Below are 12,713 nucleotides of genomic sequence, written 5' to 3' on the forward strand. Positions count from 1 at the left end.
TCGTGAAGACGACGTGAGTAAGTAGGAGCGATACGGACATCTCGGACCGTGTTGCTCATCACGTCAATAGGGCGCGGAGGGCAGGGGAGTTCGCGGCTCAGGTGCCCGGCTTGCGGCCGTACACGAAGACGTCGTCGCCGGTCTTCAGGAGCGACCAGTACTTCTTGGCGTCCTTGGTCGTCATGTTGACGCAGCCGTGCGAGCCCGGCGGGTTCCACATGCTGAGGTTGACCGAGTGGAAGGCCTGGCCGCCGTCGAAGAACTGGCTGTAGGGCATGGGCACGTGGTACAGGTTCGACACGTGGTCGATGTCGCGCCAGTAGATCTTCTTCAGGCCGGTGCGCGTCTCGAACCCGTTGCGGCCCGTGCGGACCGGCACCGGCCCGTAGACGAGCCGGTCGCCGTCCTGGATCCAGCTCAGCTGGAGGGTGAGGTTCACACAGGCGATCCGGCCCTTGTTGACCGGGCACTTGCCAGCCTTGTTCGGGTTGTTCCCGACGGCCTTCTGCTTGTTCATGAGGTCCATCACGCCCCAGGTGACGGGTCCCGCGTAGCCGATGGCCGGCGTGATGCCGTGCTTGTTCTGGAAGGCCTGGATGGCCCTGCAGTCGGCGCTGGACTGCCTGCCGTCGACCGGGCGGCCGAGGAACTTCTCGACCTGCTTCTGGTACGGCCCGGCCTGTGTGGTGCAACTCGCGGCCTGGGCCGGGGTGGCGGTGAGCGCGAGCCCGAGCGGTGCCACCAGGCCCGTGATGCCGAGCGCGATCGCGCCTCGTCTGCGTATGTCCCCCATCGCGGGTGTCTCCCTTTCGCGGTTCTGACGGTCTGCGACAACTAGACAGGTCCGCGGGGGAGTCGGTTGTAGGTGCGGTCGAGGCTGTGACGAAACGGTTAACTTCCGGACTCGCGCAGGATATCCACCGCCCTGGTCAGCACCTCCGGTGTCGCGGTGAACGGCAGGCGCAGGTGGTGGGTCAGGGTCGTGCGGTCGGCGGCGAAGAGCGGGCCCGGGGTCACCGCGAGGCCGCGTCGGGCGACCTCGGCCGCGAGCCGGGTGGCCGTCGTGCGGTCGCCGAGGCGCACCCAGAGCGACAGGCCCCCGTCCGGGACGGTGTACGTCCACCCGGTCCCGGCGAGCAGCCCGGCCAGGTGGTCGCGCTGGACGCGCAGCCGCTCCCGGCGGTCGGCGAGCAGCGCCTCAAGGGCGTCGCCGTACAGCTCGGCCGCGATCAGCTGCTCCAACGGCGGCGGGGAGAGCTGCCCTTGCAGGGGGTTGCGCCGCAACTGCCGTACGAGATCCTCGCTCGCCCGGATCCAGCCGACCCGCAGCCCGCTCCACAGGGTCTTGCTCGCCGAGCCGATCCGGATCACCCGCGGGCCGGACAGCGGGGGTTCGGTGCCGGGCTGCGGCCTGAGGTCGAGGTCGCGCATCGTCTCGTCGACGAGGAGCGTCACCCCGTGCCGGTCGGCGAGTTCGGCGGTCCGCCGACGCGTGGCCGCGTCCATGTGCGCGCCGGTCGGGTTGTGGAAGTCCGGGATGAGGTAGGCGAGTTGGGGGCGTCGTCGGCGTACGGCCGCCTCGAAGCGCTCGATGTCCCAGCCGGTGCGCGTAGTGACGGGTACGGACAGCAGCCGGGCCCGGCGGGCGTGCAGGAGGGCGAGGGCGCCGGGGTAGGTCGGGCTCTCCACCGCGACCGGTGCCCGGCGGTCGGTGTGCAGGTGGTCCAGGAGCAGGGTGAGCGCGGCCTGTGCGCCTGAGGTGACGAGGATCTGCTCGGGGCGGGTCGCGAGGCCCTCCCGGGTGCAGCGGTCGGCGAGGAGTTCGCGCAGCCGGGGCAGTCCCGCCGTGGCGACACCGGAGTCGACGAGCAGGGGCGCGCTGCGTTCGGCGGCGCGGGCCAGGGCGGCGAGGTAGGCCTCGTGCGGCGCGGCCGTGACGGCGAGGGTCAGGTCGAGGTCGGCGTCGCCCGCCCCGCCGCGGTCCAGGGACCAGGGGGTGGTGCGTTCGGTGAGGCGGGCGGGCAGGCGCACGACGCTGCCGCTGCCGTGGCGGGTGTGCAGCCAGCCGTCGTCGCGCAGCAGGGCCAGCGCGGTCACCACGGTCCCGCGGCTGATCCCCAGGGCGCGGGCGAGTTCCCGTTCGGACGGCAGCCCGGTGCCGGCCGGGAGCCGGCCGTCGACCACCGCCTCCCGGACGGCCGCGGCCAGGGACCGGGCCAGCGGGCCCTCCTGGCTGCGCCAGCCGCCGAGCGCGGCGACGAAGCCGGTTTCCATTGGTCCAGTTTCCCTCAAGTGGACCAGGCGTTCCACGGTCCCGCCGCCGTACGCTGCGGCTCATGCACCGCACACTCGCCGACGATCTCGCCCGGCTTCCCGAACTCCTGCAGTCCGCCCGTGACTTCGCCGCCGGTGAGCTGACCGGCCTGGCCGCCCGCCCGGTCGCCCGGCCCGGCGGGGATCTTGGCCGCGCTCCCCTCCCGGTCGAGGGCGCGGGCGCCGACGGTGCCCTCGCGCGGTTCGCAAAGCGGTGGGCGCCGGGGTTCTCCGGCTCGGCCGGTCCCCGCTACCTCGGTTTCGTCACCGGCGGAGCGACACCGGCGTCGATCACCGGGGACTGGCTGACGTCCGCGTACGACCAGAACCTGTCCGGCGCCGCGGGCTCCTCCGCGGCGGCGCTGGAACGGGAGACGCTGGCCTGGCTGCGCGAGCTGTTCGGGCTGGACGCCGAGCACAGCGGGGCGTTCGTCACCGGGGCGACCGTCTCCAACACCGTGGGGCTCGCCATCGCCCGTGAGTGGCTGGGCGAGCGGCTGGGCGTGGACGTCTCGCGGGCGGGCGCCGCCGCGCTCGGGCCCGTCGACGTGCTGTCCGGCAGCCCGCACTCCAGCGTGCCCAAGGCCCTGTCCGTGCTCGGCATGGGCCGGGACCGGCTGCGCCGGGTGCCGCTGCTGCCGGGCAACCGCGAGGCCGTCGACGTGGCCGCGCTGGACGCCGCGCTGGCCGGGCTGGACGGCCGGCCCGCGATCGTCGTGGCGAACGCGGGCACGGTGAACACCGTCGACTTCGACGATCTGCGGGCGATCGCGGCCCTGAAGGAGCGGTACGACTTCTGGCTACACGTGGACGCCGCGTTCGGCGCCTTCGCCGCCCTCTCCCCCGCGCACGCGCACCTGGTGGCGGGGCTCGACCTGGCCGACTCGATCTGCGTCGACCTGCACAAGTGGCTCAACGTGCCCTACGACGCGGCCGTCCAGTTCACCCGGCGCCGGGACCTGCAGGTCGCGGTGTTCCACAACGCCTCGCCGTACCTCGGCCTGCCCAGCGGCGGGGAACCCGACTTCCTCCACCTGACCCCGGAGAACTCCCGTCGGCTGCGCGCCCTGCCGGCCTGGTTCTCCCTCGTCGCGTACGGCCGGGACGGGCACCGCGAGATCGTCGAGCGCGATGTCGCCCTGGCCCGGGGCCTCGGCGAGGACATCGCCGACCTTCCGGCTCTTCGGCTGCTGGCCCCGGTCCGCCTCAACGTCGTCTGTTTCACGCTCGCCGAGGAGCCCACGCGGGAGCGGGTGGACTCCCTGGCCGACGCCGTCGCCGCCTCCGGCGAGGCCTTCCTGACGCCGACGGTGTACGACGGGGTGCCCGCGCTGCGGGCGGCCTTCAGCAACTGGCGGACCACGGATGCCGACACACGGCGGGTCCTCGACGCGCTCGCGGCGGCGTCGGCGGCTTTGTGACCGTCAACCGGGCCGATAGCGTGCGGACATGTCCGCGCTCATACAGCAACTGCCCGCCCTCATCGGTGTCGTGATCGGCGCGCTCGGGTCGTATCTGGCGGTCCTGCGCAGTGATCAGGCCAGGGACCGGCGTGAGCGGGTGGCGCGCTGGGAGGAGCGGCGGCTCACGGTGTACGCGGACTACGCGCGGACGTTGAAGAAGTCGGTCACGCTGGCCTACCGGGTCGCCGCGCACCTCGGCAACGATCCGCACCCGCACCCGCTCACGCCCGAGGAGGCGGAGCCGCTGCTGGCCGAGGCCACCGTCGCCCGGGATCCCTCCGGGGAGGCGCTGCTGCTGCTCGGCAGCCCTCGGGTGGTGGAGAAGGCGCGGGTATGGGTCGTGACGCTGATGGACATGGAGCGGTTCCTGCGCGACGGGCGGCGGGATCCGGAGGCCTGGCAGGTGCTGCTGGAGCGCCAGCGCGCCGGCCGCGAGGGCTATTACGCGGCCGTACGCGAGGACCTGGCGCTGCCTCCCGGGCACTCGGCGCGCTGGCCGCTGCCGTCGGCGTGAGTCAGCGGTAGCCGGTGACGTCCGCCGGTTTGCCCGCGTCCTGCACCTCGACCAGGTAGCGCCAGGCGTCCGGGCGGCTGCCGTCCAGGTCCGTGAAGCCGTACACCCGGGCCAGTTGGCCGCTGGACAGGGAGCGGCCGTTGAAGCGGGCCAGGTCCGGGTCGGCGGCCAGGGCGGCGACGGCGCGGCCGACGTAGTGCGGGGTCTCGGAGATGGCGAAGTGCGGTTCGCGGGCGAGCGCGTCGTGCCAGTTGTCCTCGCGCACCCCGTAGGCGTCGAGCATGAGCTCCGAGCGCAGCCAGCCGGGGGTGAGGGCCACGGCGGTGGCGCCGCGCGGGCCGATTTCGTGGCCGAGGGCGAAGGCCATGCGCAGGACGGAGGACTTGGCGAGGTCGTAGAAGAGGTTCACCCGGTAGGTGTCGCGGTTGTAGTCGGCGGTTCCGTCGGTGACCTCGACGACCAGGCCGCCGGGGTGCCGCAGGAGCAGCGGCAGGGCGTGGTGGCTGGTGATCGCGTGGGTCTCGACCGCGAGCCGGAGCAGCCGGAGCCCGTTGTCCAGGTCGTGCTCCCAGACCGGGGTGTCCCACTGGAAGAGCTTCTCGCCGCCCCAGATGTCGTTGACCAGGACGTCCAGGCGGCCCTGTTCGTCCGCGATACGGTCCACGAGGGCCCGTACCTCGGACGCCCGGAGGTGGTCCACGGGTACGGCGATGCCCTGGCCGCCGGCTGCGGTGACGAGGTCGGCGGTGTCCTCGATGGTCTCGGGGCGGTCGTATTCCGAGCGGCGGGCGCGGGTGCTGCGCCCGGTGACGTAGACGGTGGCGCCGGCCGCGCCGAGCTCCACCGCGATCCCGCGTCCCGCTCCGCGCGTCGCCCCGGCGACCAGCGCGATCCTGCCCTCCAGCGGCCCTGACATGTCCGACCTCCCGTACTGCTGCGACTGCTGTCGCCGTCCACGGTGACGGGAAAGCCGGACATCTTCTGTCACCTTTACCGGCGAGGTCCGACGCCCGGGTCCCTCCCGACCGGTTCTTCCGGCTTCTCCGGCTCAGTGGCCGCGGGTGATCCACTCCTGAAGGTGGGGTGCCTCGTCGCCGATGGTGGTCGCGTCGCCGTGGCCGGTGAGGACCTTCGTCTCGGGCGGGAGGGTGAGCAGGCGGTCGCGGATGGAGTCGATGATCGTCGGGAAGTGGGAGTAGGAGCGGCCGGTGGCGCCGGGGCCGCCCTTGAAGAGGGTGTCGCCGGTGAAGACGGCGCCGAGGCCCGGGTCGTGCAGGCAGACCGCGCCGGGCGAGTGGCCGGGGGTGTGCAGCACGGTCAGGTCGAGGCCGGGCGCCTCGATGACCTGGCCGTCGGCCAGATGGGCGTCGGGTTCCCGGTCCGGGTGGGTCATCTTCCACAGCGGCAGGTCGGCGGGGTGCAGCCAGATCGTGGCGCCGGTGAGGTCCGCGAGGGCGGGCGCGGCGTCGATGTGGTCGTTGTGGGCGTGGGTGCACACGATCGCGGTGAGCCGGCGGTCGTCGACGGCCTCGGCGATGGCCTGCGCGTCGTGCGCGGCGTCGATGACGATGACCTCGCGCTCGTCGCCGACGATCCACACGTTGTTGTCGACCTCCCAGCTGCCGCCGTCGAGCGTGAACCGCCCGGAGGTGACGAGGCGTTCGATGCGCGTGGTCATCAGAGCACCACCACCGAGCGCAGGACGTCGCCCTGGTGCATCCGCTCGAACGCCTTCTCCACCTCGTCGAGCGCGATGGTCTCGGTCACGAACGCCCCCAGGTCCAGGCGTCCTTGCAGGTGCAGGTCGATCAGCATGGGGAAGTCGCGGGACGGCAGGCAGTCGCCGTACCAGGAGGACTTCAGGGCGCCGCCGCGGCCGAAGACGTCGAGGAGCGGGAGTTCGAGCTTCATCTCGGGGGTGGGCACGCCGACCAGGACGACCGTGCCGGCGAGGTCACGGGCGTAGAAGGCCTGCCGGTAGGTCTCCGGGCGGCCGACGGCCTCGATGACGACGTCGGCGCCGAAGCCGCCGGTCAGCTCGCGGACGGCCTCGATCGGGTCCGTCTCCTTGGAGTTGACGGTGTGGGTGGCGCCCAGGGTGCGCGCCGTCTCCAGCTTCCGTTCGTCGATGTCGACGGCGATGATCTTCGCCGCGCCGGCGAGGTTCGCCCCGGCGACGGCCGCGCCGCCGACGCCGCCGCAGCCGATGACGGCGACCGTGTCACCGCGCCCGACGCCGCCCGTGTTGATCGCGGCGCCGATACCGGCCATCACGCCGCAGCCGAGCAGGCCGGCCACAGCGGGCGAGACGGCCGGATCGACCTTGGTGCACTGTCCGGCGGCGACCAGGGTCTTGTCGGCGAAGGCGCCGATGCCCAGGGCCGGGGCGAGTTCCTGCCCGGTCGAGGCGAGGGTCATCCGCTGCTTGGCGTTGTGGGTGTCGAAGCAGTACCAGGGACGCCCGCGCAGACAGGCACGGCACTGACCGCACACCGCACGCCAGTTGAGGATCACGAAGTCCCCGGGCGCGACGTCGGTGACGCCCGCGCCGACCGACTCCACCACGCCGGACGCCTCGTGGCCGAGCAGGAAGGGGAACTCGTCGGTGATGCCGCCCTGTTTGTAGTGCAGGTCGGTATGGCAGACGCCGCTGGCCTGGACACGGACGACGGCCTCACCCGGTCCGGGATCGGGTACGACGATCGTCTCGATCCGCACCGGCTGGTCCTTCCCCGGTGCGATCACGCCACGTACTTCCTGCGCCATGGCCTGGCCCCTTCCGCCGTTGTACCTGTCCTTCGACCCTACGCGTAACCGAACGGTAACGGCACGGAGCGCGACGGTCCCCGTGGATCTTTCCGGCCACACCAGCCACATACCCCCGGGGGTACCTCTGCTACGGTGGCCATATACCCCCGGGGGTAATCGAAACCCCGGGGAGCGGACAAGAACCGAGGAAAGGAGTGCGGTCGTGTACTTCGTCGACACCATCGAGGTGCCGGGTCTGGGCAACCGCGGCTATCTGGCGGGCGGGGCGCACGGCGCCGTGGCCGTCGATCCGCCCCGCGACATCGACCGGGTGATCGCGGCCGCCGCGCGGCGGGGGGTGCCCCTCACCCACGTCGTCGAGACGCACGTGCACAACGACTACGTCTCCGGCGGCCTGGAGCTCGCGCGGATCACCGGCGCCGCCTACGTCGTGCCCGCCGGGGCGCACGTGGCGTACGAGCGGGTGCCGGTCGCGGACGGGGACCGGCTGGAGATCGGGGACGGGCTGGCGCTGCGTGCCCTGGCCACCCCCGGGCACACCCCGCACCACACCTCCTACGTCCTGGAGGACACCGGCCGGGCGGTGGCCGTGTTCACCGGCGGCTCGCTGCTGATCGGCACGGTCGGACGGCCCGACCTGGTGGAACCGCGGCTGACCGGTGAGCTGGCGCGGGCGCAGTACGACTCTGCGCACCGGCTGGCCGCCGAGCTCCCGGACGAGACCGCGGTGCTGCCCACACACGGCTTCGGCAGCTTCTGCTCCGCGGGACAGGCGCAGGGCGAGGCGACGACGATCGGCCGGGAGCGCACGGCCAACGCGGCGCTGCTCCAGGATCCGGACACCTTCGTCGCCGAGCTGCTGGCCGGGCTCGACGACATCCCGGCGTACTACGCGCACATGGGCCCCGCCAACGCCGAGGGCCCGGCCCCGGTGGACCTCACCCCGCCGCGCCGGGCGGACGCCGAGGAGATCGCGGCGCGGCTGGCCGCCGGGGAGTGGGTGGTGGACCTGCGCAACCGGGTCGCGTTCGCCGAGGGGCATGTCGCCGGGGCGGTCAACTTCGAGGCGGAGGGGCAGCTCGCCACGTATCTGGCCTGGCTGCTGCCGTGGGGCAGGCCGGTCACGCTGCTCGCCGAGTCGGCGGGGCAACTCGCCGCCGCCCAGCGGGAGCTGGTCCGGGTCGGCGTCGACCGGCCCGCCGCTGCCGCCACCGGCGCGCCCGATCAGTGGCTGCGTCCGGACGAGCGGCCGCGCTCCTTCCCGCGCGGCACGTTCGCCGACCTCGCCGGGCAGGACCCGGAGGGGATCGTCGTCCTGGACGTTCGGCGGGACTCCGAACGGGAGGGCGGGCACCTGAGGGGTTCGCTGCACATACCGCTCCACCTGCTGCGCGAGCGGCTGGCGGAGATTCCGGACGGCACGGTGTGGGTGCACTGCGCCGGCGGCATGCGGGCCGCGATCGCCGCCTCACTGCTGGACGCCGCGGGCCGTGCCGTGGTCGCCGTCGACGACGGGTTCGCCGCCGCCCGCGAGGCCGGGCTGCCCATGGCCCGGGTCACCGTGGCCGAGGCCCGGGAGCGCGCGGGAGCGGACGCCGTACTGCTCGACGTCCGCGAGGACGACGAATGGGAGGCCGGACACGCCCCCGGCGCCGTGCACGCCCCGCTCTCCGCGCTGACCGCCGGAGCCCCGCTGCCGCCGGCCGCCCGCAACCGTCCCCTCGTCGCCGTCTGCCGCTCAGGCAAGCGCTCCCGTACGGCGACGGCCCTGCTCACCGCGCGCGGCGCGGACGCGGTGGACGTCGTGGGAGGCATGCGGGCCTGGATCGCGGCGGGCCTGCCCGTGGTGCACGACGAGGCCGCACCGCCCGCCCCGACGAGCACGGACACCGCGCACGACGACAGCTCCGCCGCGTGAGCGGGCTGTTGCTCGCACTGGGTGCCGGGGCCGTCAGCGGGCTGGCGCTCGGGGCGCTCGGGGGCGGGGGCAGTGTGCTCGCCGTGCCCGCGTTGATCTATCTGCTGGGCTTCACGCCGGCCGCGGCCACCACCGCCGCCCTGGTCGTCGTCGCCGTCACCTCGGGCACCGCGCTGGCGGCGCACGCCCGCGAGGGCACCGTACGGTGGCGGGCCGGGCTGGTGTTCGCGGCGGCAGGGCTGGTCCCGGCGGCGGTCGGCGGGGCGGTCTCCCGGCAGCTGCCGTCCGCGCTGCTCACCGGGGCGTTCGCCGCGCTCGCCGCCGTCGCGGCGGTGCGTATGCTGCGCCCGTCCGCCGCCGCGGCGGTGCGTATGCTGCGCCCGTCCGCCGCCGTGCGGGACGAAGCGGCGTCCCCGCGGGCCTCCCGGATCGCCGGGGCGGGGGCCGGGCTGGGCGCCGTGACCGGGGTCCTGGGCGTCGGGGGCGGCTTCCTCGCCGTACCGGCCCTGGTGAACGTCGTCGGCCTGCGGATGCGCGCCGCGGTCGGGACGAGCCTGCTGGTCATCACCCTCAACTCGGTCGCCGCCCTGGCGGCACGCGCGGGGTCGGCGGTGGTCGTCGACTGGTCCGCCGTCGCCCCGTTCGCGGCGGCCGCGGTGCTCGGCGCCTGGGACGGCAAGCGGCTCGCGGGCCGGCTGTCCTCGGACTCGCTCCAGCGGGTCTTCGCCTGCGCGCTCCTCGCGGTGGCCGCGTTCATGCTGGTCGACGCGGTCCGCTGACCGGGGTCAGGCCAGTGACAGGAACAGCTTCTCCAGCCGGGCCTTCATCTGCTCCGTCGTCTCGCCGTCCGTCGCGTTCCGCTCGGGATCGGTCAGGCACTGCTGCAGCCCGGTCGCGATGATCGCGAAACCGGCCCGGTCCAGGGCGCGCGAGGCCGCGGCGAGCTGCGTGACGACGTCCTCGCAGTCGCGTCCCTCCTCGATCATCTTGATCACCCCGGAGATCTGCCCCTGGGCCCGGCGCAGCCGGTTCAGCACCGACTTGAGCTCATCACCTTCGAACTGCAGTTCCATAGCCACTCCTCCACCCGTATACCCTCAGGGGTATTTTACCCGCCCCTGAGGTCTCCCCGTTTCCCCCCTGCCTCATGGAAGGATCGCACTCACCATGACCACTCCCCCCACTCTCGACCCCGGCCAGGCCCGGGACCGCCTGCCGGAACTGACCGTCGTCGACGTCCGGACCCCGGGCGAGTACGCCTCCGGGCATCTGCCCGGCGCGCTGAACGTCCCGCTCGACCAGATCCGGCGCGCCCTGCCCGCCCTGCGCGCGGCACACGGCGAGCTGCTCCTGGTGTGCACCTCGGGCGCCCGCGCGGAGAACGCCCGCGGGATCCTCGCCGAGCACGGCATCGCGGCCGGCACGCTGACCGGCGGCACGAACGGCTGGACCGCACACGGTCACGAGCTGCACCGCCCGGCGCCCGGGACGCGCACCACGTGGTCCATGGAGCGCCAGGTCCGGTTCACCGCCGGCACCGTGGTGCTCACCGGCCTCGGTCTCGGACAGCTGCACCCGGCCTGGCTGCTGCTGTCGGCCGGGATCGCCGGCGGCCTCGTCTTCTCCGCGCTCACCAACACCTGCGGCATGGCCGCCCAGCTGGCGAAACTGCCGCACAACCGGCCCCGCCCGGCCGACCTCGACGCGACCCTGGCGCGGCTGGCCCAACGCCCGTCCGCCCAGGAGTAGTCCACGGGTCGTTCCGCAGGCCGGCCCCCCGGCCGATCCACCGGCCGGGTGCCGAAGGCCCCGACGTAATCTGGGTGTTCCGCCCGACTCCGGACAAGGAGCACCGTGAGCAACGCAGCGTCGGAAACGACGGAAGCGACGGACCGGAGCGAGCCGCCCGCGTGGCGGCTCCTCCTCGGATACGTACGACCCCACCGCTGGGCCCTGGTGGCGGGCGCGCTGCTCTCGCTGGTCACCGGGGCCACCGGCCTGCTGCTGCCGCTGGTGGCGCGGGGACTCATCGACGACCTGGCCCACGACCGGTCCATCACCGGTCCGCTGCTCACCATGGCGAGCCTGGTCGTCGCCAACGCGGCGGTGGGCGCGGTGGGTTCGTACGTGCTGCGGCGGACCGCGGAGTCGGTGGTGCTCGGCGCGCGGCGGGCCCTGTCGTCGTATCTGCTGCGGCTGCGGATCCCGGCCGTGGACCGCACCGAGCCGGGCGACCTGATGGCGCGGATCACCTCGGACACCACGCTGCTGCGCGAGGTCACCACGGAGTCGCTGGTGGCCCTCGGCACGGGCGGGCTCACCCTCGTCGCCACGGTGGTGCTGATGGGCGTGGTCGATCCGGTGCTGCTCGGGGTCACGCTGGCGGTGATCGCGGCGGCGGGCACGGTGCTCGGCGCAATCGTGCCGCGCATCAACCGGGCCAGCCGGCAGGCGCAGGACGCGGTCGGCGTGATGGGCGCCTCGCTGGAGCGGGTCCTCGGCGCGCTGCGCACGGTGAAGGCGTCGGGCGCCGAGCACCGGGAGGAGCTGAACCTGCACGCGGCCGCCGAGGAGTCGTGGCGGCAGAGCGTGCGCGCCGCCAAGTGGTCGGCGGCCGCGGGCAATACGGCCGGGCTGGCGATGCAGATCGCCTTCATCACCGTCCTCGCGGTCGGCGGGGCACGGGTGGCGACCGGCGCCATCGACATCGGCACGCTGGTGGCGTTCCTGCTGTACGTCTTCTACCTGATGTCGCCGATCCAGCAGGTCGTCGGGGCGATCACGCAATACCAGACGGGCGCCGGGGCGCTGGCCCGTATCCAGGAGGCCCTGCGGCTGCCCGGCGAACCGGCCGCCGAGCCCGCCCCATTGCCGGCCGCCGACGCCGAACCCGCGGCGCTGGCCTTCACCGACGTCCGCTTCCGGTACGCCGACGACCTGCCGTACGTGCACCACGGGGTCAGCTTCGCGATACCGGCCCGCGGCATGACGGCGTTCGTCGGCCCGTCCGGCGCGGGCAAGACGACGGTCTTCTCGCTCATCGAGCGGTTCTACGACCCCGAGTCCGGCGAGATCACGCTGGACGGCGTGCGGCTCGGGGACTGGGAGCTGCCCCGGCTGCGCTCGGCCATCGGGTACGTGGAGCAGGACGCCCCGGTGCTGTCGGGCTCACTGCGCGACAATCTGCTGCTGGGCAATCCGGAGGCGGACGAGGACACCGTGACGCGGGTGGTGAAGACGACCCGGCTGGACGGTCTGGTGGCGCGGCTGCCTCAGGGGCTGGACACGCTGGTCGGACACCGCGGGACCAAGCTGTCGGGCGGCGAACGCCAGCGGGTCGCCATCGCCCGGGCCCTGCTGCGCCGCCCGCGACTGCTGCTCCTGGACGAGGCCACCTCGCAACTGGACGCCGTGAACGAGGCGGCCCTGCGCGACACGGTCGCGGACGTCGCCCGGTCGACCACGGTGCTCGTGGTCGCGCACCGGCTGTCCACGGTGACGATGGCCGACCGGATCGTCGTCATGGACGCGGGCCGGGTACGCGCGGTGGGCACGCACCGGGAACTGGTGGCCTCCGACCCGCTGTACGCGGAGCTGGCCGCGACCCAGTTCCTGGCGACGGCGGACTGAGACGCGCACGAGCCTACGGGGTACGGGCGTACCGGGTACGCGCGCGTACGGGTCCTGAACACGACTGAGGGCTGCCCGTCTCCGGACAGCCCTCGCGCGGGTTTCG

Annotated in this window: 12 protein-coding genes; 6 read left to right on the forward strand and 6 right to left on the reverse strand. The window is 73.5% G+C overall.

Going from position 1 to position 12,713, the window contains the following annotated elements:
• Window positions 1-97: 97 nt before the first annotated feature.
• Together IPZ69_RS06570 and IPZ69_RS06575 are read right to left on the reverse strand one after the other, a co-directional pair.
• Complete coding sequence (locus tag IPZ69_RS06570) at window positions 98-793, reverse strand: L,D-transpeptidase family protein (RefSeq protein WP_235453039.1); 696 nt, start codon at window positions 791-793, stop codon at window positions 98-100.
• 98 nt (window positions 794-891) lie between these two features.
• Window positions 892-2,274: an aminotransferase-like domain-containing protein gene (locus IPZ69_RS06575; protein WP_235453040.1), complete on the reverse strand. Its 1,383-nt coding sequence runs from the start codon at window positions 2,272-2,274 to the stop codon at window positions 892-894.
• 62 nt (window positions 2,275-2,336) lie between these two features.
• Here IPZ69_RS06575 and IPZ69_RS06580 point away from each other — a divergent pair, with 62 nt between their 5' ends.
• Entirely contained in the window at window positions 2,337-3,734 is a 1,398-nt protein-coding gene (locus IPZ69_RS06580) for a pyridoxal phosphate-dependent decarboxylase family protein (protein ID WP_235453041.1), read from the forward strand.
• Window positions 3,735-3,762: 28 nt separating this feature from the next.
• Entirely contained in the window at window positions 3,763-4,290 is a 528-nt protein-coding gene (locus IPZ69_RS06585) for a hypothetical protein (RefSeq protein ID WP_235453042.1), read from the forward strand.
• A gap of 1 nt (window position 4,291) precedes the next feature.
• On the opposite strand, the gene IPZ69_RS06590 is transcribed toward IPZ69_RS06585, so the two are convergent.
• The 3 genes from IPZ69_RS06590 to IPZ69_RS06600 form a co-directional block, all read right to left on the reverse strand.
• On the reverse strand, window positions 4,292-5,206 hold the full coding sequence (locus IPZ69_RS06590; RefSeq protein WP_235453043.1) for an SDR family oxidoreductase: 915 nt from the start codon (window positions 5,204-5,206) through the stop codon (window positions 4,292-4,294).
• Window positions 5,207-5,338: 132 nt separating this feature from the next.
• Window positions 5,339-5,968 carry an MBL fold metallo-hydrolase gene (locus IPZ69_RS06595; RefSeq protein ID WP_235453044.1) on the reverse strand — a complete coding sequence of 210 codons (630 nt, stop codon included), beginning with the start codon at window positions 5,966-5,968 and terminating at the stop codon, window positions 5,339-5,341.
• Complete coding sequence (locus tag IPZ69_RS06600) at window positions 5,968-7,056, reverse strand: S-(hydroxymethyl)mycothiol dehydrogenase (protein WP_235453045.1); 1,089 nt, start codon at window positions 7,054-7,056, stop codon at window positions 5,968-5,970. The genes IPZ69_RS06595 and IPZ69_RS06600 overlap by 1 nt, the downstream gene beginning before the upstream one ends.
• Window positions 7,057-7,261: 205 nt before the next feature.
• Between IPZ69_RS06600 and IPZ69_RS06605 the strand changes: the two genes are divergently transcribed.
• Window positions 7,262-8,977: a rhodanese-like domain-containing protein gene (locus IPZ69_RS06605; RefSeq protein WP_235453046.1), complete on the forward strand. Its 1,716-nt coding sequence runs from the start codon at window positions 7,262-7,264 to the stop codon at window positions 8,975-8,977.
• The gene (locus tag IPZ69_RS06610; protein WP_235453047.1) at window positions 8,974-9,756 is read left to right on the forward strand and encodes a sulfite exporter TauE/SafE family protein; all 783 of its coding nucleotides are present in this window, start codon (window positions 8,974-8,976) and stop codon (window positions 9,754-9,756) included. Before IPZ69_RS06605 ends, IPZ69_RS06610 begins: the two co-directional genes overlap by 4 nt.
• Window positions 9,757-9,762: 6 nt before the next feature.
• Here IPZ69_RS06610 and IPZ69_RS06615 read toward each other — a convergent pair whose 3' ends face one another.
• Entirely contained in the window at window positions 9,763-10,050 is a 288-nt protein-coding gene (locus tag IPZ69_RS06615; protein WP_235453048.1) for a metal-sensitive transcriptional regulator, read from the reverse strand.
• Between the two features lie 94 nt (window positions 10,051-10,144).
• Between IPZ69_RS06615 and IPZ69_RS06620 the strand changes: the two genes are divergently transcribed.
• Window positions 10,145-10,726, forward strand: coding sequence for a rhodanese-like domain-containing protein (locus IPZ69_RS06620; protein ID WP_235453049.1), 582 nt, complete (start codon window positions 10,145-10,147; stop codon window positions 10,724-10,726).
• 105 nt (window positions 10,727-10,831) lie between these two features.
• Window positions 10,832-12,607, forward strand: a complete 1,776-nt coding sequence (locus IPZ69_RS06625) for an ABC transporter ATP-binding protein (RefSeq protein ID WP_235453050.1) — start codon at window positions 10,832-10,834, stop codon at window positions 12,605-12,607.
• Window positions 12,608-12,713 lie beyond the last annotated feature (106 nt).

The sequence above is a fragment of the Streptomyces olivochromogenes genome, assembly GCF_021538895.1.
In the GTDB taxonomy this organism is placed as follows: Bacteria; Actinomycetota; Actinomycetes; order Streptomycetales; family Streptomycetaceae; genus Streptomyces; species Streptomyces olivochromogenes_A.

Excerpts from the sequence above, each read along its gene's own strand:
- IPZ69_RS06570 (WP_235453039.1), bottom strand. The coding sequence starts at position 793 with ATGGGGGACATACGCAGACGAGGCGCGATCGCGCTCGGCATCACGGGC.
- IPZ69_RS06575 (WP_235453040.1), bottom strand. The coding sequence starts at position 2,274 with ATGGAAACCGGCTTCGTCGCCGCGCTCGGCGGCTGGCGCAGCCAGGAG.
- IPZ69_RS06580 (WP_235453041.1), top strand. The coding sequence starts at position 2,337 with ATGCACCGCACACTCGCCGACGATCTCGCCCGGCTTCCCGAACTCCTG.
- IPZ69_RS06585 (WP_235453042.1), top strand. The coding sequence starts at position 3,763 with ATGTCCGCGCTCATACAGCAACTGCCCGCCCTCATCGGTGTCGTGATC.
- IPZ69_RS06590 (WP_235453043.1), bottom strand. The coding sequence starts at position 5,206 with ATGTCAGGGCCGCTGGAGGGCAGGATCGCGCTGGTCGCCGGGGCGACG.
- IPZ69_RS06595 (WP_235453044.1), bottom strand. The coding sequence starts at position 5,968 with ATGACCACGCGCATCGAACGCCTCGTCACCTCCGGGCGGTTCACGCTC.
- IPZ69_RS06600 (WP_235453045.1), bottom strand. The coding sequence starts at position 7,056 with ATGGCGCAGGAAGTACGTGGCGTGATCGCACCGGGGAAGGACCAGCCG.
- IPZ69_RS06615 (WP_235453048.1), bottom strand. The coding sequence starts at position 10,050 with ATGGAACTGCAGTTCGAAGGTGATGAGCTCAAGTCGGTGCTGAACCGG.
- IPZ69_RS06620 (WP_235453049.1), top strand. The coding sequence starts at position 10,145 with ATGACCACTCCCCCCACTCTCGACCCCGGCCAGGCCCGGGACCGCCTG.